Here is a 21888-nt window from a genome sequence, read left to right on the forward strand (position 1 = left end):
ATGGACATTCGGACTGCGAGGGGGGCGACGGGCGATGCACGGCCTATGGACGAACGATCCGACGCGGCGGGGCCGCCGACGACCCTGGCGCGCGGCCACGCGCAGCCGAGCCCACGGCGGCCACGGCGGACATCATCACCGCAGGCACGGCGCCCGCAGGAGGCATGCGCACCCAGCGTGCCCGGAGCAGCGGGACCCCGCTGTGCGGACCGGGTGGGACCGGTGAGTTCCCCCGGAGCGCTGCTGACCCGCCGTCCGGTACTCGGCGGTGGGACGGGTATGGTCTCGCAGCTCGCGCTGGCCGTGGTCTGCGCGGGATACGCCGTCGGTTCCGCCCTCGGCTGGGGCTCGGCGAATCTGGCACTGATCATGGGCGACTTCGGGCTGAGCGCCGCCGCGGGCACCGCGGCCGTCTCCTGCTTCCTCTACGCCCACCACCGGCGCAGCCGCTTTCGACCCGCGTGGATGCTCTTCGCGGTCTCCTCCGCCATGGCCTCGCTGGGCAACGGCGTCTGGGGGTGGTACGAGATCGTCCTGGAGCGTCAGGTCCCGAGCCCCAGTTTCGCCGACATCTTCTTCCTGTGCTTCGCGCCGCCGGCCATCGTGGGACTGCTGGTGCTCGCCAAGAGGCCGGTGACCAAGGCCGGTTGGATCTGCCTGGCACTCGACTCCTGGCTCATCGGCGGTTCCCTGCTCACGCTGTCCTGGAGTCTCGCGCTCGCCCAGGCGGCGAAGTTCGACGGCCCGAGCGTCGCGCACACCGCGCTCTCCCTGGCGTACCCCCTGCTGGACATCGCCCTGGTCAGCATGGTGCTGGCGCTGCACTTCAGGCGTTCCTCCCTGAACCGCTCGGCGGTGAACACCGCGATCGGCGCACTCGCCCTGACCGTGATGTGCGACGCCCTGTTCACCTCGCCCCTCCTGCACAACAACTACCACTCCGGGCAGCTTCTCGACGCGGGCTGGTTCGCCGGCTCGCTGCTCCTCGCGTACGCCCCCTGGGCCGGCACCCGGCAGGGACAGCCGGACGCCGGCGAACACGGCGGCAACGAACCGCGCGGGAACGGGCACGAACGGAGCGGGCACGAACGGAGCGGGTACGAACGGAGCGGGCACGGAAGGGACGGCTACGGCGAGGACGGGCACGCGCGCGTGGTGCACGAACACATCCCGGACCGGCGGCCGGACGGCGGACACCCCGTGGGGCACCCCGTCCCGCAGGGCGCGGGCCACCACCGGTACGCGGCCCCCCGCCCGATCGCCGGATCACTGGGCGCGCTCACGCCCTACCTGGCCGCCGCGGTCTGCACGCTGGGGATTCTCTACAACGTGCTCAACGGCCGCAGCGTCGACCGCGTGGTACTCCTCACCGCGGGCCTGGTCGTGCTCGCCCTCGTGGTGCGCCAGGGCATCATGCTGCTCGACAACATCACCCTCACCCAGGAGCTGGCCCAGAAGGAGAACCACTTCCGCTCCCTGGTGCAGGGCTCCAGCGACGTCATCATGATCGCGGCGCCGAACGGCATCCTGAAGTACGTCAGCCCGGCAGCCGCCGGGGTCTACGGCCGCAGCGCGGAGGACCTCGTGGGCTCCGAGCTCGCCTCGCTCATCCACCCCGAGGACCTCGGCTGCGTGGTGCACGAGGTGCGCCGCTTCCTGGCCGCCAGTCACCTGCGGGAGCCCACCACGCGCATCGAGTGCCGCTTCAAGTCCGGCGGGGGCGGCTGGCTCAACGTGGAGTCCACCGTCAACCGGCACCACGGCGGCCTCATCTTCAACAGCCGTGACGTGACGGAGCGGGTGCGGCTGCAGGCACAACTGCAGCACAACGCCGAGCACGACCCGCTCACCGACCTGCCCAACCGCGCCCTGTTCACGCGGCGCGTCCAGCAGGCCCTGTCCGGCCGCCGCTCCACCGACCGTGGCACGGCCGTTCTCTTCATCGACCTCGACGGCTTCAAGGCGGTCAACGACACGATCGGGCACCAGGCCGGCGACGAGCTCCTCGTGCAGGCCGCCCGCAGACTCCAGGACTCGGTGCGGCACGGCGACACCGCCGCCCGGCTCGGCGGCGACGAGTTCGCGGCCCTGATCGTCGGCGACGGCAACCGCGACCGTGCCGCGCGTGAGCAACAGATCATGGAACTCGCCGACCGACTGCGGATCAAGCTCTCGCAGCCCTACGCCATCGACGGCAACGATGTCCGGGTGGCCGCGTCCATCGGCGTCGGCTTCGCCGAACCGGGCCTTGGGGCAGGCGAGTTGCTGCGCAACGCCGACCTGGCCATGTACCGCGCCAAGGCGGCGGGCAAGGGGCGCGTCGAGCTGTACGCACCCCAGATGCAGCAGGATGTCGTACGCAAGGCGGAGCTGGCGACGCGGCTGCGCTCGGCTCTTCAGGACGGCGAGTTCGCGCTGCTGCACCAGCCCGTGGTCTGCCTGGAGAACGGCCGGATCGCGACGGTCACCGCCCAGGCCCGCTGGCGTTCCTCCCAAGGGGTGCTCTTCACCCCCGCCGAGTTCCTGCGCGTCGCCGAGGACAGCGACCGGACCGCCGAGCTGGGCCGCTGGATCCTCGAGGAGGCGGTCGAACAGGCGGCCGAGCGGGCAGCGGCGGGGGTCACGGTGCCCGTCGCCGTCCGGATGAGCGCCCGTCGCCTGCTGGACCGCTCGGCGCCCCTCGGCTCCGTGGAGGCCCTGCTGACCCGGCACGGGCTCTCCTCGGGTGCCCTGATCGTCGAGCTGTCCGACGCCGATCCACGGGTCGCCCTGGACGAGCTGGAGCGCCGGCTGAACGCGCTGCGGAGGGTCGGGGTCCGGATCGCCCTGGACGGCTTCGGGGGCGGCTGTGCCGCGATCACGGCACTCAGAAGGCTCCCCGTCGACGTCCTCAGGCTCGACCGTGGCCTGGTCGAGGGCGTCGTCGAGTCCGCCCGGCTGCACAAGATCACCAGCGGACTGCTGAGGATCGCCACCGACCTGGGGCTGCAGTCCGTGGCCGACGGCGTGGATCTCCCCGAGCAGGTCGTGGCCCTGCGCGCGATGGGCTGTACGCACGGCCAGGGGATGGCTTTCTCCGGACCCCTCGACGAGTACCGGCTGCGCAGGGCGCTGTCCTCCGGCCACTACCCGGTCCCGCACGGGCCGGCCGAGCCCGCGTTCGCGGGAGGCGGCGCCGGGGTGTATACGAGTGGTGTGCCCGCTGTTCTCGGGGGCGGAACCGCCCTCCGCTCACATAATGAGACTCCCGTCCCACCTACTTGACAGTCGATGCGTGCCGGGGGGAGGGTCAATGCCATGCGCACCCGAATTCTCGTACTTGGAAAGCGCGTCGGCTGAAGCTGGTGATCACCGGACGGACCCGGAAGACCCAGCGACCGCACCCGGCGCGCTCCCCTCGCTTGCCTCACGGCACGAGGGGTTTTTTGTTGCACAGGTGACTGTCGACCAACAACCGCACATCGTACAAACCTCGCAAAAACCCTCAGCATCGAGAAGAGAATGACGATGACCGAGCAGGCCACCGGGGCCCATCATCCGCAGCCGCGGCCCCGTTCCGGAGGACAGCAGTCCGCGCCCGAACAGGTGACGGGTGCCAAGTCCCTCATCCGTTCTCTCGAGGAGGTCGGGGCCGACACGGTATTCGGCATTCCCGGCGGCGCGATCCTTCCGGCCTACGACCCGCTGATGGACTCCCGGCGCGTGCGGCACGTGCTCGTCCGGCACGAGCAGGGCGCGGGTCACGCGGCCACCGGTTACGCGCAGGCCACCGGCCGGGTCGGGGTCTGCATGGCGACCAGCGGCCCGGGTGCCACCAACCTGGTGACGCCGATCGCCGACGCGCACATGGACTCGGTGCCGCTCGTGGCGATCACCGGGCAGGTCGCGTCCAAGGCGATCGGCACGGACGCCTTCCAGGAGGCGGACATCGTCGGCATCACCATGCCGGTCACCAAGCACAACTTCCTGGTCACCAGGGCCGAGGACATCCCGAAGACGATCGCGGAGGCCTTCCACATCGCCTCCACCGGCCGCCCCGGCCCGGTCCTCGTCGACATCGCCAAGGACGCCCTCCAGGCGCAGACCACCTTCCAGTGGCCGCCCGTCATGGACCTGCCCGGCTACCGCCCGGTGACCAAGCCGCACGCGAAGCAGATCCGCGAGGCCGCCAAGCTGATCACGCAGGCGAAGCGGCCCGTCCTCTACGTCGGCGGCGGTGTCCTCAAGGCCGGTGCCACCGCCGAGCTGAAGGTCCTCGCCGAACTCACCGGAGCGCCCGTCACCACCACCCTGATGGCGCTCGGCGCATTCCCCGACAGTCACCAACTGCACGTGGGAATGCCGGGCATGCACGGTGCGGTCACCGCCGTCACCGCGCTGCAGAAGGCCGACCTGATCGTCGCCCTCGGAGCCCGCTTCGACGACCGCGTCACCGGCAAGCTGGACAGCTTCGCCCCGTACGCCAAGATCGTCCACGCCGACATCGACCCGGCCGAGATCGGGAAGAACCGCGCGGCCGACGTGCCGATCGTCGGGGACGCCCGCGAGGTCATCGCCGATCTGGTCCAGGCCGTGCAGAAGGAGCACAGCGAGGGACACCGCGGCGACTACAGCGCCTGGTGGAAGGACCTCAACCGCTGGCGCGAGACGTACCCGCTGGGATACGAGCAGCCCGACAACGGCTCGCTGTCGCCGCAGCAGGTCATCGAGCGCATCGGACAGCTCGCGCCGGAGGGCACGATCTTCGCCGCGGGCGTCGGCCAGCACCAGATGTGGGCCGCGCACTACATCCAGTACGAGAACCCCGCGACCTGGCTGAACTCCGGCGGCGCCGGGACGATGGGCTACGCGGTGCCGGCCGCGATGGGCGCCAAGGCGGGGCAGCCGGACCGCACGGTCTGGGCGGTCGACGGCGACGGCTGCTTCCAGATGACCAACCAGGAACTCACCACCTGCGCCCTGAACAACATCCCGATCAAGGTCGCCATCATCAACAACGGCGCCCTCGGGATGGTCCGCCAGTGGCAGACCCTCTTCTACAACCAGCGCTACTCCAACACCGTGCTGCACAGCGGTCCGGACGCGGACGGCAAGCAGCCGAGCGCGGGCACCCGCGTCCCGGACTTCGTGAAGCTGTCGGAGGCGATGGGCTGCTACGCCATCCGCTGCGAGTCCCCGGACGACCTCGACAAGGTCATCGAAGAGGCGAACTCGATCAACGACCGCCCCGTCGTGGTCGACTTCATCGTCCACGAGGACGCCATGGTGTGGCCGATGGTCGCCGCCGGCACCTCGAACGACGAGATCATGGCAGCCCGGGACGTCCGCCCCGACTTCGGCGACAACGAAGACGACTGAGAGAGAGCCGAGTCCGAACCATGAGCACCAAGCACACCCTCTCCGTCCTCGTGGAGAACAAGCCCGGTGTCCTCGCCCGGATCACCGCCCTGTTCTCGCGCCGCGGCTTCAACATCGACTCGCTCGCCGTGGGTATCACCGAGCACCCCGACATCTCCCGCATCACCATCGTGGTGAACGTGATCGAGGCGCTGCCGCTCGAACAGGTCACCAAGCAGCTCAACAAGCTCGTCAACGTCCTGAAGATCGTCGAGCTGGAGCCGGGCGCGGCGGTGCAGCGTGAACTCGTTCTGGTGAAGGTGCGCGCCGACAACGAGACGCGCTCCCAGATCGTCGAGATCGTCCAGTTGTTCCGTGCCAAGACCGTGGACGTCTCCCCGGAGGCCGTCACCATCGAGGCCACCGGCGGCAGCGACAAGCTGGAGGCCATGCTCAAGATGCTGGAGCCGTTCGGCATCAAGGAGCTCGTCCAGTCCGGCACGATCGCGATCGGACGTGGCGCGCGTTCGATCACGGACCGGTCGCTGCGCGCGCTCGACCGGTCAGCCTGAGTCCTGGAACGGGCGGCCGGTGACCGCCGGCCGCCCGTATGCCGAGACCCCGAAACTTTCCCTCCCCCGCCCGCCGTACGGTGGGACGCGACACCGCACACCAAGGAGAACCCCAGTGGCCGAGCTGTTCTACGACGACGACGCCGACCTGTCCATCATCCAGGGCCGCAAGGTCGCGGTCATCGGCTACGGCAGCCAGGGCCACGCCCACGCGCTGTCGCTGCGCGACTCGGGTGTGGACGTCCGTGTCGGTCTGCACGAGGGCTCCAAGTCCAAGGCGAAGGCCGAGGAGCAGGGCCTTCGCGTGGTGACGCCGTCGGAGGCCGCCGCCGAGGCCGACGTCATCATGATCCTGGTGCCGGACCCGATCCAGGCGCAGGTCTACGAGGAGTCCATCAAGGACAACCTCAAGGACGGCGACGCGCTGTTCTTCGGCCACGGCCTGAACATCCGCTTCGACTTCATCAAGCCGCCGGCCGGGGTCGACGTCTGCATGGTCGCCCCGAAGGGCCCGGGCCACCTGGTTCGCCGCCAGTACGAGGAGGGCCGCGGCGTGCCCTGCATCGCGGCCGTCGAGCAGGACGCGACCGGCAACGGCTTCGAGCTGGCGCTGTCGTACGCGAAGGCCATCGGCGGCACCCGCGCCGGCGTCATCAAGACGACCTTCACCGAGGAGACCGAGACCGACCTGTTCGGTGAGCAGGCCGTCCTCTGCGGTGGTACCGCGGCGCTGGTCAAGGCGGGCTTCGAGACCCTGACCGAGGCGGGCTACCAGCCGGAGATCGCGTACTTCGAGTGCCTCCACGAGCTGAAGCTGATCGTCGACCTCATGTACGAGGGCGGCCTGGAGAAGATGCGCTGGTCGATCTCCGAGACCGCCGAGTGGGGCGACTACGTCACCGGCCCGCGCATCATCACCGACGCCACCAAGGCCGAGATGAAGCAGATCCTCGCTGAGATCCAGGACGGCACGTTCGCCAGGAACTGGATGGAGGAGTACCACTCCGGTCTGAAGAAGTACAACGAGTACAAGACCCAGGACGAGAACCACCTCCTGGAGACCACCGGCAAGGAGCTCCGCAAGCTCATGTCGTGGGTCAACGACGAGGCGTAAGCCGAACGGCCCAGGGGCCGGGGCGGACCGCTCCGGCCCTTCGGCCTGACCCTGGGTAATGCCCGTGCGCGCGACGTTGTACACACCGTCCAGCCACGGACGAGTGATCCTTCCACAGGGGCGCAAGAAGACCCCTGTCGCGGCACTACACTGCTGCACAACATACGCGTCAGGCCCACAGCGTCGTGCGTCTTCCACGCGGCTCGAGCGACCCCGAAGATCTGCAGGCACGCCCCCGCGCCGCCCGGCACGCACTCTCGCCGCACCGGTCACAGGCCCGAGTAGCTTCCGCTACGAGAGCCCCGTCCGGCAGACCGAGAGCACGCACCGGACGACGCGAGAACGCACCCGCACCTCGCCGAGGCCGCTGCATCCCTCCACTCGCCCGCGGCCGTCGGGACGGCCGTCCGCATTGGACTTGTGAGGACTCACGTGAGCTCGAAACCTGTCGTACTCATCGCTGAAGAGCTGTCGCCCGCGACTGTTGACGCCCTGGGCCCGGACTTCGAGATCCGGCACTGCAACGGCGCGGACCGTGCCGAGCTGCTGCCGGCGATCGCCGACGTCGACGCGATCCTGATCCGTTCGGCCACCAAGGTCGACGCCGAGGCGGTCGCCGCCGCGAAGAAACTGAAGGTCGTCGCACGAGCCGGCGTCGGCCTGGACAACGTCGACGTCTCCGCCGCCACCAAGGCCGGCGTGATGGTCGTCAACGCCCCCACCTCGAACATCGTGACCGCCGCCGAGCTGGCCTGCGGTCTGCTGCTGGCCACCGCGCGGCACATCCCGCAGGCCAACTCGGCGCTGAAGAACGGCGAGTGGAAGCGCTCGAAGTACACCGGTGTCGAGCTGGCCGAGAAGACCCTCGGTGTCGTCGGTCTCGGCCGCATCGGCGCGCTGGTCGCCCAGCGGATGTCGGCGTTCGGCATGAAGGTCGTCGCCTACGACCCCTACGTCCAGCCTGCCAGGGCCGCGCAGATGGGCGTCAAGGTCCTGTCGCTGGACGAGCTGCTCGAGGTCGCGGACTTCATCACCGTGCACCTGCCCAAGACCCCCGAGACGGTCGGTCTCATCGGCGACGAGGCGCTGCACAAGGTCAAGCCGTCGGTGCGGATCGTCAACGCCGCGCGCGGCGGGATCGTCGACGAGGAGGCGCTGTACTCGGCGCTCAAGGAGGGCCGCGTCGCGGGCGCGGGCCTGGACGTGTACGCGAAGGAGCCCTGCACGGACTCCCCGCTCTTCGAGCTCGACGAGGTCGTCTGCACCCCGCACCTCGGCGCCTCCACGGACGAGGCGCAGGAGAAGGCCGGTGTCTCCGTCGCCCGTTCGGTGCGTCTGGCGCTCGCCGGTGAGCTGGTCCCGGACGCGGTGAACGTCCAGGGCGGTGTCATCGCCGAGGACGTCAAGCCGGGCCTGCCGCTCGCCGAGAAGCTCGGCCGCATCTTCACCGCGCTGGCGGGCGAGGTCGCGGTCCGCCTCGACGTCGAGGTGTACGGCGAGATCACCCAGCACGATGTGAAGGTGCTCGAACTCTCCGCGCTCAAGGGCGTGTTCGAGGACGTCGTCGCGGAGACGGTGTCGTACGTCAACGCCCCTCTCTTCGCGCAGGAGCGCGGTGTCGAGGTGCGCCTGACGACCAGCTCGGAGTCCCCGGACCACCGCAACGTCGTCACCGTGCGCGGCACGCTCGGCGACGGCCAGGAGGTCGCGGTCTCCGGCACGCTGGCCGGTCCGAAGCACCTGCAGAAGATCGTCGCCGTCGGCGAGTACGACGTGGACCTCGCCCTCGCCGACCACATGGTCGTGCTGCGCTACGAGGACCGGCCCGGTGTCGTCGGCACCGTCGGCCGTGTCTTCGGCGAGGCGGGCATCAACATCGCGGGCATGCAGGTGGCCCGCGCGGCCGCGGGCGGCGAGGCCCTCGCGGTCCTCACCGTCGACGACACGGTCCCGCAGGGTGTCCTCAACGAGGTGGCCGACGAGATCGGCGCCACGTCGGCCCGGTCGGTGAACCTCGTCTGACGTACGCCTTCGAGGGCCGGGCCACCCACGGGGGCCCGGCCCTCGGTCGTGCGCGCACACGGGAACGCGTCCGCCGGGACCCACGGGCAGACGGCGCAGGCTCCCCGGCGGCAGCGGGGGACCGGGGGTGGTGGACACGGCCGGCCCTCAACGGGGGACCGGCGGCTGCGGATCGGCGGTGGCCGACCCGTGGGCGCGGACGGGCGCTCAGGCGGACGCGGTGGGCTCCGGCTCGATCAGGCCCTCGCGGTACGCGATGGCCACCGCCTCCGTGCGGCCGGCGGCCCCCAACTTGGCGAGGATGTTGGAGACATGGACGCTCGCCGTCTTGCCGCTGATGAACAGCTCCTCGCCGATCTGGCGGTTGGTGCGGCCACGGGCGAGCAGCCGCAGGACGTCGCTCTCGCGGGCGGTCAGAGCCGCGATGCGGTCCGCGGCGGACGGTGAGCCGGCGAGCCGGCCGCGCCGGATCAGGGCGTCCACCTCGTCGCGCAACGGCACGGCACCGAGCCGGTCGGCGGTGTCACGGGCGGCGCCGGCCTGCCCGGCGGCCTCCTCGCGCCGGTCCGCGGCGAGCAACGCCTCGGCGAACCGCCTTCTGGAGCGCGCCAGTTCGTACGGATCGCCGTAGTCGAACGCGTTGACGGCCGTCTCCCACGCGGCGACGGCCCGCTCCCGCGCGGCGCCGTCCGTCCGCGGGCGCGCGCGCAGCCACTCCGCCTCGGCGCGGGCCAGCCAGGCGAGGCCTTCCGGGCCCTGCCGTGTCCCGTCCTCGCCCTTGGCGGCGGTGCTCCGGGCGACCTCAACCAGTTCGGAGGCGACGGCCGCCCAGCGGAGAGCCCCGGCCTCGTCGCCGCCCCGACGCAGCCGTACGGCCGCGTCGGCGACCGCGGAGAGCGCGAGCGCGGCGAGCCGTACACCGATGTCGGGCCGCTCGTTGCCGGAGCCGTCGCTGAGTGCGGCCAGGCTCTCGCGCATGGCCGTGACGGCGCCCTCCGCGTCCCCGTGCAGCGCCGCGGCGTCGGTCAGCACGATGCCCGCGACGAGTGAGGCCATCCAGTCGAACGGCCCTGCGAGCAGGGCGCGGGCCCGCTCGACGGCCCCCTGTTCGCCACGCGCCAGGGCGACGCACAGCGCGGGACCGGTGGCGAACCCGCCCGCCGGCGGCAGCCGTTCGGCGTCGGCGGCGGCCCCCCGGGCGCACTCGTCCCAGCGGCCCAGGGTGTAGAGGATCAAGGACTGGAGGTAGCGCAGCTCCAGCGCGTACGGCGAGGACAGGAGTCCGGAGCGGCGCGCTCGCTCCAGTCCCTCGGAGAGCCAGGTCAGGCACTCGTCCAGCGCCCCGGACTCGTAGCACCCGATGGCCAGGTTGAAGAGCGCGCGCATCTCGACGGAGACGTTGCCCGCGTGCCGGGCCAGGTCGCGGGCGCGCCGCAGTCGCTCCCGGCCCCGCGGGGTCCGCCGGTTGCCGCCGTCCAGACCGACGAGGGAGATGATCAGGTCGGCCTGGGCGTCGGGCAGCCGGAGTTCCTCGGCGGTGCGCAGGGCCTGCCGGGCGACACGCTGGGCGTCCTCGTCGTGGCCCATGTACCGCGCGGCCATGACATGGGTGGCCGCGGCCCACACCCAGGTGTGCGAGGGGGGCTCGGCCGGGATCATGGCCAGCGCCTCGCTGCTGTACGTGTAGGCGGCCTTCGTGCTGTCGACGCGTATCAGATTGCCCGCGAGGGTGTAGCGGACGCGGGCGGCGAGTTCCGAGTCGGCGTCCGAACCGGCCCGGGCGAGCGCGGCGCGGGTGAGGGAGACCGCCCGGTGGGCGTCGCCGGCGTGCGCGGCGGCCGCGGAGGCGCGCAGCGTGAGCGTCACCGGCCCGCACGTCGGCGGTCGCGCGGCGGGGTCCACCGCGGACCACAGTTCGAGCACGGCCTCCAGGTGGCGCAGCTCCTCGGCGGGCGCGCCGAGGACCTGGGCGTGGTCGGCGGCTTCCAGGGAGGCGGTCAGCGCGTCCGCCAGGTCGTGGCTCTCGCGCGAGTGGTGGGCGCGCTCGGCCGAACGGGCCTGCCCGGTGAGGAGTCCGGCGAACGTGCCGTGCAGCCGGACCCGCTCGCCCGGCAGCAGATCGGCGTAGACGGCCTCGCGGGTCAGGGCGTGCCGGAAGGAGTACGTGCCGTCCTCGCCCGGGACCAGCAGCTGTCGTCCGACGGCCTCGCGCAGCGCCGACTCCAGGGCGTCCTGCGGCAGTTGTACCGCGTCGTGCAGCAGTTTGTGCTCGACGCGCCGCCCGGCGACCGCGGCCGTGCGCAGCACCTGCTGGGCGGTGTCGGACAGTTGCTCGATGCGGATGAGGAGTACGTCGGCGAGGCCGCTCGGCATGACGGGGGCGGCCGGGTCGACGTCACCGGGCAGCGCGGCGAGCAGCTCCTCGGCGTAGAAGGCGTTGCCCTCGGCGCGTTCGACGATACGGCGGACGGTGGTGTCGGAGAGGGCCTCCGCCCGCAGGGCGCGCACCAGGCGGGCCACCTCGGCGTCGGCCATCGGGCGCAGTTCGAGACGGTCCACGGAGGGCAGCCGGACCAGTTCGGCGAGCAGGGGGCGCAGGGGGTGGCGGCGGTGCAGGTCGTCCGCGCGGTAGGAGGCGAAGACGGCCAGCCGGTGGGCCGGGGCACCGGGCGCCGCGTTCTGCAGGAGGCCGCGGCTGAGGAGGAAGCGGAGGAGGTCGCGGGAGGACTGGTCGGCCCAGTGGAGGTCTTCGAGGACCAGGAGGAGGGGGGTGATGTCGGCGACGGCGGCCAGCAGGGCGGCCACCCCGTCGAAGAGACGCAGGCGGCTGCCGGTGTCCGTGGTGCCGTCGGGGGTGCCGGTGCCTGTTCCGTTGCCGGTGCCGAGCAGTCGGCCGACCGCCGGGTGGGCGGCGAACGCGGCCGCGAACCGTTCGTCCGCGGCGAGCATGCCGAGGATCTCCGTGAACGGGAGGTAGGGCAGGCCCACGTCGCCGAGGTCGACGCAGTGGCCTGTGAGCACCGTCATGTCCGTGCGGATGGCGTGGGCGGCGGCCTCCGTCAGGACGCGGGTCTTGCCGACGCCGGCGTCTCCGGAGACGAGTACGGCGCGGGGGGTGCCGTTCCTGGCTCGGTCCAGCACGTCGGTGAGCCGGGCGAGTTCGCTGCCGCGGCCGATGAATGGCGTGCCGAATGTCTGTGCCACAAACACCATCCTGGCACGCCGTAGGAAGGTGCCCTCGCCCCCGCCGCCCCTACCCGTCCATCCCTGGGGCTCCGCCCCAGCCCCCGCATCGCCCGAGGAGCTCGTCCTCAAACGCCGGACGGGCTGGGTAGTCAGCCCGTCCGGCGTTTGAGGACAAGGCCCTTGAGGCCGACCGGGGGTCTGGGGGCGGAGCCCCCAGGTACGGGATGGGTCGGGTAGGGGCGGCGGGGGCGAAGAACCCCGGGGTCAGGACCGGACCAGCGGCTCCCGCTCGCCGTGCGGGACCCCGGCCACACCCTCCCGCACCCGCACCCGCCGAAGCGTCGCCGACGCGAGTACCGCCGCGCCCAGCAACAGCACCGCACCCGCGACCGCCGCCGCATGCATCCCGTCGGTGAAGGCCTCGCGCGCCGCCCGGACCAGGGTCCCGCCCGTGTCGCCGGGGAGTTCACGGGCCACCGCCAGCGCGCCGCCCAGGGTCTCGCGGGCCGCGTCCGGGGCGTCGGACGGAATCCCGTGGCGATAGACCGCCGTGCCGATCGAGCCCAGGACGGCCATGCCCAGCGCACCCCCGAACTCCGCGCCGGTCTCCAGCAGGGAGGAGGCGACGCCCGCGTTGGCGACGGGGACCGTGCTCAGCGCCAGGTCCATCATCTGGGACATGACGACGACGATGCCGGCGGCGAGGACACCGGCTCCGGCGAGTGCCCACCACAGCGAGTCCGTGCCGGTGAGCGCCAGCAGTCCGTAGCCGCACGCGCCGAGGACGAACCCGCCGGAGACGACATGGGCGCGGTGCACGCCCTTCTGCACCAACTGCGCGGCCACCGGCGCGGCGACGCCGACCAGGACCGTCGGGAGCAGCGCCCACAGGGCGGCCTCCATGGAGCTCTTGCCCAGCACCGATTGCAGGTACTGGGTGGTGAAGTACGCCGAACCCATCATCCCGAACGAGGAGACGAGGTTGAGGACGACGGCGGGCGCGAAGCCGCGGCCGCGGAACAACTCGGGGGAGATCAGCGGGGATTCGGCGGTGCGTTGACGCCGGACGAAGAGGGCGGTGAAGAGGAGGCCGACGAGGATCGAGAGGACGTACTCGAACTTCCAGCCCTCGGAGGGGATTTCCTTGATGCCGTAGATGACGGGCAGCACGGCCGCCATCGACAGCGGGACGCTGGGCAGGTCGAAGCGGCCCGGCCGCGGGTTCCTGGACTCGGGGAGCAGGACCGGGCCGAGGACCAGCAACAGTGCCATGGCGGGCAGGTTGACCAGGAAGACGGAGCCCCACCAGAAGTACTGCACCAGGACTCCGCTCATCACCGAGCCGAGCGCGACGCCACCGGTCATGACGCCGGACCACAGACCGATGGCCTTCGCGCGCTGGCCGGGGTCCGTGAACATCGTGCGGACGATCGCCATCGTCGACGGCATCAGGGTCGCGCCGCCGACGCCGAGGAGCGCGCGGGCCGCGATCAGTGTCTGCGCGCTGTCGGCGTAGGCGGCGAGGGCGGACGCCGCACCGAACGCGGCGGCGCCGAACAGAAGGAGCCGACGGCGGCCGATGCGGTCGCCGAGCGATCCCATCGTCATCAGCAGGCCGGCGAGCACGAACGCGTAGATGTCGAAGATCCACAGCTGCTGGGTGCCGCTCGGCTCGAGGTCCGCACTGATCGCGGGGATCGCGAAGTAGAGGACCGACACGTCCATGGAGACGAGGAGCAGCGGAAGCATCAGGACACCGAGGGCGGTCCATTCGCGGCGGCCGGCACGTGCGCCGGGTGCGGGAGTCGTGCGCGTCGGGTTCGTCATGACAGGGACTGTACGCACGTCTTAAACGCTTGTCTAGAACGAGCGTTTAATACGTTCGTGTGTGACGCGTGTATCAGACGTTTGTATGGATCGGGGGTAGGGTGACCCGCATGGGACACCGTGAGGATCTGCTCGAAGGCGCCAAGCGCTGCCTGCTGGAGAAGGGGTTCGTGCGCACGACCGCGCGCGACATCGTCAAGGAGTCGGGGACGAACCTGGCGTCCATCGGCTACCACTACGGGTCGAAGGACGCGTTGCTCACCCAGGCGTTCGTGGAGCTCGTGCAGGAGTGGGGCGAGAAGTCCGGCCATCATCCGGAGCAGGAGGACACGCCCGGGGGTTCCGTGGAGCGCTTCCACAGCGTGTGGGCGCGGATGCTGGATTCCTTCGAGGAGTACCGGCCCGTGTGGGCGGCCAGCATGGAGGTCGTGACCCAGGGGGAGCGGGTGCCGGAACTGCGCGGCCTGATGGCGCGGGCGCAGACCGAGGGGCGGGCCGGGCTCACCGCGATGCTGCTGGGCCTGGACGAGGAGACCCTTGACGAACGGACCGTGAAGTCCGTCGGAGGCTTCTACCAGGCGCTCCTCAACGGGCTGATGGTGCAGTGGCTCTTCGACCCGGCGAGCGCGTCGACCGCGGACGACCTGACGGAGGGGCTGCGCCGCGTGATCGAGGCGGCGGGGACCGCGCGACGGGACGGCGCGGTGTCTCCGTGACCGTCCCCGGCGGCCCGTTCGCCCGTCCGGGCGACTCCGGCCGGACGCGGGAGCGAGTGCTCCGCGCTCCTCACAGCCGTGCCGCCTTGAGCGCCATGTGCAGCAGCAGACGGTCCTCGCCGTCGTCCAGGTCGAGGCCCGTCAGTTGCTCGACGCGGGAGAGGCGGTAGTAGAGCGTCTGCCGGTGGATGCCCAGCTCGGCGGCGGTGCGCCCGGCCTGGCCCGCGCAGTCGAGGAACACCTCCGCGGTGCGGGCGAGTTCGTGGTGCGCGGGGGAGAGAAGGGTGCGGACGGCGGGGTCCCTGGCGGCCTCCGGAGGGAGCGCGGTGAGGAGGCGGTACGGGCCGATCGACGACCACTCGGCGACCGGGCCGAGGCGGGGTTCGGCGAGGACCGCGCGGGCGGCGGCGGACGCCTCCTGCCAATATAAGCCCCCAGCTCCGCGAGCCCCACCCGCGCCCCGGCGACCCCGGCCGCCGCCCGTGCTCCCGCGGCTCCGGTGCCTCCCGCGCGCTCCCCCTCCGCCTCCCGTACGAACCGGACGGCCGCCGTCAGCGCCGGGGTCAGCACCTCGGGCGAGCGGAGCCGGACCAGCAGCGCCAGGCTCCAGCCGGGCTCCGTCCCTTCGGCGACGGCGACGGAGGCACCGCCGCTCCACGGCACCGTGCACAGGGCGGTGGCACCCGGCACCGTACGGGCCGACGGTGCGTCGTCCGGGTCGGCCGAGGGCCAGGGCGCGACGCACACCAGCGTGTGCAGACCCGCACCGCGCGGGCCGAGCGCCGTGCGCAGTTCGGCCACGGCCATGTCCCGCTGCCAGCCCCGTTCGGCGGTGAGCACGGCCCGCAGTTCGCGGGTCAGGTCCGCGCCCGCCTGCGCCTCGTCCGCGAGCAGCGCGCCGATACGGGAGGCGACGCCCATGGCGGCGTCCAAACGCTCCTGCGCCGGCCCGGGGTCGTCGTCCAGGAGCCACACGTACCCCAGCACGACACCCCGATGGCGTACGGGCAGGCAGACGCGTCCCCGGTAGACCCCCGCCTCCGGGGTCGGCGGAATACGGACCGGGCCGGTGGCCCGGGCGATGCCGAAGCCCTCGAACCAGGCGCGGACCGCCGGAGTGGAGCGGCGGGTGAGGATCGAGCGGGTACGGACGGGGTCGAGGGCGGCCGCGTCGAAATCGTCGTCGCCGTCACTCCCGTACGCGGCGAAGGCGATCAGCTCGAAATCCCGGTTCTCCAGGGTCGCGGGGGCGTCGAGCAGCGCCGAGATCTCGTCGACGAGCTCCTGGTACTCACCGCCGCCGGCCGTTCTGCCCGCCTTGAAATCACCCGTCACACGGGCATTCTCCCCCATCACCCGAGACCCTTCATACAGATGTCTGAGATCCAGGGCACGGATGCGTGACAGCTGTCGATGGCCGAGGATCGGGGGGATCCCTAGGTTTCACGGTGGTTCCCCGTGCCGTCCCCGCCTGTTGTGCGGGGGTTCGCGGCCGTCCGTACTTTCCGTGGAGGTGCCCGTGCTGGGTCCCGTGATTCTCGCCGCGTCGCGCAGCGACCGCATGCGCCGTTTCGTGTCGGCGGCCCCCGGCACCAAGCAGGTGGTCGCCCGCTTCATCGCCGGTGAGAGCGTCGACCAGGTCGTCCCGGTCGTCCAGGACGCCGTCGCCAAGGGGCTCTCGGTCACCCTGGACGTCGTCGGCGAGGACATCACCACGCGCGACCAGGCCTTCGCCGCCCGCGACGCCTACCTGGAGCTCATCGAGCACCTCGAGGAACTGGACCTCGGCACCCAGGCCGAGATGTCCGTCAAGCTCTCGATGTTCGGCCAGGCGCTGGACGGCGGCCACGAGCTGGCTCTCGCCAACGTCCGCCCGGTCGTCGAGGCCGCGGCCGCGATCGGCACCACGGTCACGCTGGACGCCGAGGACCACACCACCCTCGACTCGATGTTCGCCATCCACGAGGAGCTGCGCAAGGACTTCCCCGCGACTGGCTGCGTCATCCAGGCCTACCTGTTCCGCACCGAGGCCGACGCCCGCCGCCTCGCCGCGAACGGCAGCCGCGTACGCCTCGTGAAGGGCGCCTACAAGGAGCCCGCCGAGGTCGCGTACCAGGACAAGGCCGAGACCGACAAGGCGTACGTCCGCATCCTGCGCATCCTGATGGAGGGCGAGGGCTACCCGATGATCGGGTCCCACGACCCGCGCCTGATCTCCATCGGCCAGGAGCTGGCCCGCAGGGCCGGCCGCAAACTCGACGAGTACGAGTTCCAGATGCTCTACGGCATCCGTGGCGAGGAGCACCTGCGGCTCGCCGCCGAGGGCCACCGCATGCGGGTCTACACCGCGTACGGCACCGACTGGTACGGCTACTTCATGCGCCGCCTCGCGGAGAAGCCGGCCAACCTGCTCTTCTTCGCGCGCTCGATCCTCACCAAGGGCTGAGTCCGAACCACCGCTCACTAAGGAGTACGGAACCCATGGACGCTGTGACCCAGGTCCCCACCCCCGTCAACGAGCCGGTGCACGGCTACGCCCCCGGCTCGCCGGAGCGCGCCCGTCTGGAGGCCAAGCTCAAGGAGCTGGCCGAGAACCCGATCGAGCTGTCGATGACCATCGGCGGCGAGAAGCGGCTCGGTGGCGGTGAGCGCTTCGAGGTCGTGCAGCCGCACAACCACAAGGCCGTCATCGGCACCGGCGCGCACGCCACCCAGCAGGACGCGCAGGACGCCATCGACGCGGCCCTCGCGGCCGCGCCCGCCTGGCGCGCGATGTCCTTCGACGACCGCGCCGCGATCATCCTGCGCGCGGCCGAGCTGCTGGCCGGCCCCTGGCGCGAGACCCTCGCGGCCTCCACGATGCTCGGCCAGTCGAAGACGGCCCAGCAGGCCGAGATCGACTGCCCCTGCGAACTGGTCGACTTCTGGCGCTTCAACGTCGCCTACGCCCGGCAGATCCTCGCCGAGCAGCCCCCGGCCAACTCGCCGGGCGTCTGGAACCGCCTCGACCACCGCCCGCTCGAAGGCTTCGTCTACGCGATCACGCCCTTCAACTTCACGGCGATCGCCGGCAACCTGCCGACGGCTCCCGCGCTGATGGGCAACGTCGTCGTCTGGAAGCCGTCCCCGACCCAGACCCACGCCGCCGTGCTGCTGATGCAGCTCCTGGAGGAGGCCGGTCTGCCCAAGGGCGTCATCAACCTCGTCACCGGTGACGGCATCGAGGTCTCCGAGGTGGCGCTGGAGCACCGCGACCTCGCGGGCATCCACTTCACCGGGTCGACCAAGACCTTCCAGTACCTGTGGAAGACGGTCGGCGGCAACATCGAGAAGTACCGCTCGTACCCGCGCCTGGTGGGTGAGACCGGCGGCAAGGACTTCGTGGTCGCCCACCCGTCGGCCGACCGCGCGATCCTCAAGACGGCCCTGACCCGCGGTGCCTTCGAGTACCAGGGCCAGAAGTGCTCCGCGACCTCCCGCGCCTACATCCCGGCGTCGATCTGGAACTCCGGGTTCAAGGAGGAGTTCGCGGCCGAGATCGACGGCCTGACCATGGGTGACGTCACCGACCTGGCGAACTTCATCGGCGCGGTCATCGACGAGCGGTCGTTCGCCAAGAACAAGGCGGCGATCGACCGGGCGAAGTCCGACCCGGCCTGCACGGTCGTCGCGGGCGGCTCGTACGACGACTCGGTCGGCTACTTCGTGCGTCCCACGGTCGTCGAGTGCTCGGACCCGGAGAACGAGGTCTTCAAGACGGAGTACTTCGGCCCGTTCCTCGCCGTGCACGTCTACGAGGACGACGCGTACGACGCGATGCTGACCCAGATGGAGTCGGCCTCCGACTACGCGCTGACCGGCTCGGTCGTCTCGGGCGACCGCGCGGCCGCCGCCTACACGATGGAGAAGCTCCGCTACGCCGCGGGCAACTTCTACATCAACGACAAGTCGACCGGCGCCGTCGTCGGCCAGCAGCCCTTCGGCGGCGGCCGTGCCTCCGGCACGAACGACAAGGCGGGCGCCCCGCAGAACCTGATGCGCTGGACGCTGACCCGCGCCATCAAGGAGACGCTGGTCCCGCCGACCGACTACACGTACCCCCACATGGGCTGACGCCCACGGGCAGTCCTACGCGGGCCGGGCGGCCGCCGATCAGGGCGGCCGTCCGGCCCGCGCGCGTCTTCGCGGCCGGCGCCGTACCGGCCGCCCCGCGGTGCCCGCACCGGCCGCCGGCCCGGCGCGCGAGGCGATCGACGGCCACGGGGGGCGCCGGGATACTGGGCGGATGGCCACCCGACTGCGGACCGCCCACACCGCGGACCTCGCGCCCGCCGAACTCCACGCGGTCCGCGCCTTCCTGGACGACGCCTTCGGCGGGGACTTCGGTGACGAGGACTGGGACCACGGCCTCGGCGGCATCCACGCCCTCGTGCACGACGACAAGGGCCTCGCGGGCCACGGCTCCGTGATCCAGCGCCGGGTGCTGCACCGCGGCCGCTCGCTGCGGGTCGGCTACGTGGAGGCCGTGGGCGTCCGGGCGGACGTACGCAGACGGGGGCTGGGCGGCCGGGTCATGGCGGCCCTGGAGCGGGTGATCGAGGGCTCGTACACATTGGGCGCGCTCTCCGCGAGCGAGGAGGGCGGCCCCCTGTACGCCGCCCGTGGCTGGCAGCGCTGGCCGGGCCGGATCTGCGCCCTGGGACCGGGAGGTGTGGTGCGCCTGCCGGAGGAGGAGGGCAGCACCTTCGTACGGCCCGTAGTCACCGCCGTCACCCCCGGCCGGCCCCTGCACGGCGCCCTCGACCCGGCCCACGAGCTGGTCTTCGACTGGCGGGAGGGGGACGTGCTCTGATCGCCACCCCGCTGCCCCCCCCGCAAGGCCCGGTCCCGTCCGGACCGTCGGCGCTGGTCAGGCTCGGGTGACCCGATCCGCCGTCTCAGATAGTAGGAAGTCCGAGTAATCATGGAGACAGATGCTCCGTCCTCCCTTACGTTTGTAGGAGCCGAACGTCTCGCTAGACCAAGCGAATGGCGGTCGTGAGCCGGAGCCCCTGGCAGGCAACCCCTGCGGCACCGCTCCCCGCCCCTTCCGGCGTCTCGTAATCCCTCACCGCACTTCCGGCCGCCCGTCCCGGGTCCTCCGGAGGCCAAGGAGTCGATTCATCATGGCCGAGACGACCGTCCGCCGAGTCCGTCACGTTTCCCGTTCGAGTGAGTCCGACCGCAAGAACGCGGCGGCCGCCCTCCAGCGAGCCCTGGACCGCAGGGACAACGGCGGTGAGACGGGCCACTGAGGCCCGCCGCCCCGCGTCCGTCCCCGTCAAGGTCCGTCCCCGTCAAGCCGCGCCCCGGCCCGCCGCCGGGTCCCGCGCGGTCCTGTGAGCAGTCCGTCCCCTGAGCCGGGAGCCGCACCCGAACGAGGTGCGGCGCGGGGTCACGCTCCGCGCCGCACCTCGAAGTAGTCGATCCGTTCGCCGTTCTGGGCGAGCGCCGACACCTTGAGCTTCGGCGTCGCGCCGGTCTCCGCCTCCACCGAGAGGAAGGAGTACCCGGTGTAGCGCACGCGCGACCACTCCACGGTGTCGTGCTGCTGCTGCCGCGACTCCGTCCAGTGGAAGGTCTGGACGGGCTCGTGGCGAGTGGCCTTCCTCTCGTAGCTGTCCTTCACCCCCGCGGGGAACCGGTACAGGCTCTTGCCCGCCCCGCCCGCCGTGACGTACACGATCCCGTCCCGGGTCGGATCGGTCGACGCGCCGACCGGCACCGGCCTGCCCACCCCGCCTTCCTTGACGGCGTCGGTGCGCTCGTACACGTGGTTGTGCCCGTTGATCACCAGGTCCACCTGGTGCTTGGCGAACAGCGGGAGCCAGGCGTCCCGCACGCCGCCGTCGGAGGCGTGCGTCGAGGTCGAGTAGGCACAGTGGTGGAAGAAGACCACCACGAAGTCGACGCTCCCGCGCAGCTCACCGAGGCGCCTGTCGAGCCAGGCCGTCTGCCGTCCGTCCGTGTAGCCCTTGTTGGCGGGGATCTCGTACGACACGTCGTTCGCGTCCAGCGCCACGATCCCGACGTTGCCGTACGTGAAGGAGTACACGCCCGGCGCGCGGCGGGCGTCGAAGCCGTTGTCCGGGAGGGACCAGCGTGCCGACTGGCCGCCGTACCCGTTCGGCGAGTACCAGGCCTCCATGTCGTGGTTGCCGGTCGTCACCATCCACGGCACCGACTTCGCCACCGGCTCGGTCTGCCTGAGGAACAGGTCCCACGCGCTGGGTTCGTAGACGTCGGACTTCGCGCCGAGGCCCACCGAGTCCGCGTAGCAGATGTCGCCCGCGTGCAGATGGAAGGCCGGGTGCCGGCCGAGCAGCACCTTGTCGTTGGCGAGCGCGTCGGGGGTGACGCCCTGGTCGCCGAAGGCGGTGAAGACGAACTTCTCCGGACGCGCGGGCGCGGTACGGAAGGAGCCGACCGTGGAGTGCCGCTCCCGGGACGCGGGGTCGAACCCCTCGTGGCCGACTCCGTAGTAGTACGTCGTGCCGGGCCGCAGGCTGTCCAGCGCCGCGTGCAGGTAGTACTGGTCCAGCGCGAACCGCTGCCCGGTGAGGCCCGGCGTGTGCAGGTCACGGACCTCCGCCTCGATCCTCCGGCTCAGCCCCCCGGGCGTCAGCCCCACCCGTACGTACGGTTTGCGTACCGCCAGGGGCACCTGCCAGGAGATCCGCATCTGGGTCTTCGGGTCCGCGCCGAAGGCGAGATGACGGCCGAAGGGAGTGACGGCGGAACCGTGCACCTGCCCGGTGGCGGAGCCCGTCCCCGGGGCCGACGCCCGCGGCGGGCTCTTCGGCCCCGACGCGCAGCCGGCCAGCAGCCCACCACCGGCGAAGGCGCTCGCCGCGGTCAGCGCGCGGCGCCGGGTGAGCTTCGTCCGCAGGTACTCGTGCTGCTCGGCCATGCTCATACGGCGCGCGAGCTGCTCGGGGATGCCTACGTCGGGAGTGTCCATGTTTGAGAACTTCCCAGCGAGTCTCAACGGGCGTCACACATACGGGTGAACGCAGGGTGACGGGTTGGAGTGCGGCGGCACCGGCTCGTCCGTATGGCGGACACGTCGTGTCAT

At 71.5% G+C, this 21888-nt stretch carries 13 protein-coding genes and 1 pseudogene; 10 read left to right on the top strand and 4 right to left on the bottom strand.

What is annotated here, in order from left to right; all coding sequences use genetic code 11:
• The first annotated feature begins 279 nt into the window (after nt 1-279).
• From HEP85_RS27845 to serA, 5 genes are all read left to right on the top strand, one after another.
• A complete protein-coding gene (locus HEP85_RS27845) occupies nt 280-3264 on the top strand; it encodes a bifunctional diguanylate cyclase/phosphodiesterase (RefSeq protein WP_168534089.1) in 2985 nt (994 codons plus the stop codon).
• Between the two features lie 237 nt (nt 3265-3501).
• On the top strand, nt 3502-5358 hold the full coding sequence (locus HEP85_RS27850) for an acetolactate synthase large subunit (protein ID WP_168530365.1): 1857 nt from the start codon (nt 3502-3504) through the stop codon (nt 5356-5358).
• Nucleotides 5359-5378: 20 nt separating this feature from the next.
• Entirely contained in the window at nt 5379-5909 is a 531-nt protein-coding gene (gene ilvN, locus HEP85_RS27855; RefSeq protein ID WP_148010603.1) for an acetolactate synthase small subunit, read from the top strand.
• 115 nt (nt 5910-6024) lie between these two features.
• Entirely contained in the window at nt 6025-7023 is a 999-nt protein-coding gene (ilvC, locus tag HEP85_RS27860; protein WP_168530366.1) for a ketol-acid reductoisomerase, read from the top strand.
• 432 nt (nt 7024-7455) lie between these two features.
• The gene (serA, locus tag HEP85_RS27865; protein WP_168530367.1) at nt 7456-9045 is read left to right on the top strand and encodes a phosphoglycerate dehydrogenase; all 1590 of its coding nucleotides are present in this window, start codon (nt 7456-7458) and stop codon (nt 9043-9045) included.
• A gap of 207 nt (nt 9046-9252) precedes the next feature.
• Here the strand turns inward: serA and HEP85_RS27870 are convergent, their stop codons facing one another.
• Both HEP85_RS27870 and HEP85_RS27875 read right to left on the bottom strand, forming a co-directional pair.
• Nucleotides 9253-12258, bottom strand: coding sequence for an AAA family ATPase (locus HEP85_RS27870; RefSeq protein ID WP_369657865.1), 3006 nt, complete (start codon nt 12256-12258; stop codon nt 9253-9255).
• A 237-nt stretch (nt 12259-12495) separates the two neighbouring features.
• Nucleotides 12496-14058 (bottom strand): MFS transporter, encoded by a 1563-nt coding sequence (locus HEP85_RS27875; RefSeq protein WP_168530368.1) that lies wholly within the window; start codon nt 14056-14058, stop codon nt 12496-12498.
• 110 nt (nt 14059-14168) lie between these two features.
• On the opposite strand from HEP85_RS27875, the gene HEP85_RS27880 reads away from it, so the two are divergent.
• Nucleotides 14169-14774 (top strand): TetR/AcrR family transcriptional regulator, encoded by a 606-nt coding sequence (locus tag HEP85_RS27880; RefSeq protein WP_168530369.1) that lies wholly within the window; start codon nt 14169-14171, stop codon nt 14772-14774.
• A gap of 70 nt (nt 14775-14844) precedes the next feature.
• On the opposite strand, the pseudogene HEP85_RS27885 reads toward HEP85_RS27880, so the two are convergent.
• Nucleotides 14845-16127, bottom strand: a pseudogene (locus HEP85_RS27885) (PucR family transcriptional regulator).
• 166 nt (nt 16128-16293) lie between these two features.
• On the opposite strand from HEP85_RS27885, the gene HEP85_RS27890 reads away from it, so the two are divergent.
• The 4 genes from HEP85_RS27890 (at nt 16294) to HEP85_RS27905 (ending at nt 20068) form a co-directional block, all read left to right on the top strand.
• A complete protein-coding gene (locus HEP85_RS27890; RefSeq protein WP_168530370.1) occupies nt 16294-17220 on the top strand; it encodes a proline dehydrogenase family protein in 927 nt (308 codons plus the stop codon).
• Nucleotides 17221-17255: 35 nt separating this feature from the next.
• A complete protein-coding gene (pruA, locus tag HEP85_RS27895) occupies nt 17256-18887 on the top strand; it encodes an L-glutamate gamma-semialdehyde dehydrogenase (RefSeq protein WP_168530371.1) in 1632 nt (543 codons plus the stop codon).
• Nucleotides 18888-19059: 172 nt separating this feature from the next.
• Nucleotides 19060-19626: a GNAT family N-acetyltransferase gene (locus tag HEP85_RS27900; RefSeq protein WP_168530372.1), complete on the top strand. Its 567-nt coding sequence runs from the start codon at nt 19060-19062 to the stop codon at nt 19624-19626.
• Nucleotides 19627-19939: 313 nt separating this feature from the next.
• Entirely contained in the window at nt 19940-20068 is a 129-nt protein-coding gene (locus HEP85_RS27905; protein ID WP_095852449.1) for a hypothetical protein, read from the top strand.
• A 140-nt stretch (nt 20069-20208) separates the two neighbouring features.
• Here the strand turns inward: HEP85_RS27905 and HEP85_RS27910 are convergent, their stop codons facing one another.
• Nucleotides 20209-21774, bottom strand: coding sequence for a metallophosphoesterase family protein (locus HEP85_RS27910; protein ID WP_168530373.1), 1566 nt, complete (start codon nt 21772-21774; stop codon nt 20209-20211).
• Nucleotides 21775-21888: the final 114 nt, after the last annotated feature.

This window comes from Streptomyces sp. RPA4-2 (assembly GCF_012273515.2).
Classification (GTDB): domain Bacteria; phylum Actinomycetota; class Actinomycetes; order Streptomycetales; family Streptomycetaceae; genus Streptomyces; species Streptomyces kaempferi.

Coding starts and splice junctions, on each gene's coding strand:
- HEP85_RS27845 (WP_168534089.1), top strand. CDS start 280: ATGGTCTCGCAGCTCGCGCTGGCCGTGGTCTGCGCGGGATACGCCGTC.
- HEP85_RS27850 (WP_168530365.1), top strand. CDS start 3,502: ATGACGATGACCGAGCAGGCCACCGGGGCCCATCATCCGCAGCCGCGG.
- ilvN (WP_148010603.1), top strand. CDS start 5,379: ATGAGCACCAAGCACACCCTCTCCGTCCTCGTGGAGAACAAGCCCGGT.
- HEP85_RS27870 (WP_369657865.1), bottom strand. CDS start 12,258: ATGGTGTTTGTGGCACAGACATTCGGCACGCCATTCATCGGCCGCGGC.
- HEP85_RS27875 (WP_168530368.1), bottom strand. CDS start 14,058: ATGACGAACCCGACGCGCACGACTCCCGCACCCGGCGCACGTGCCGGC.
- HEP85_RS27880 (WP_168530369.1), top strand. CDS start 14,169: ATGGGACACCGTGAGGATCTGCTCGAAGGCGCCAAGCGCTGCCTGCTG.
- pruA (WP_168530371.1), top strand. CDS start 17,256: ATGGACGCTGTGACCCAGGTCCCCACCCCCGTCAACGAGCCGGTGCAC.
- HEP85_RS27900 (WP_168530372.1), top strand. CDS start 19,060: ATGGCCACCCGACTGCGGACCGCCCACACCGCGGACCTCGCGCCCGCC.
- HEP85_RS27905 (WP_095852449.1), top strand. CDS start 19,940: ATGGCCGAGACGACCGTCCGCCGAGTCCGTCACGTTTCCCGTTCGAGT.
- HEP85_RS27910 (WP_168530373.1), bottom strand. CDS start 21,774: ATGGACACTCCCGACGTAGGCATCCCCGAGCAGCTCGCGCGCCGTATG.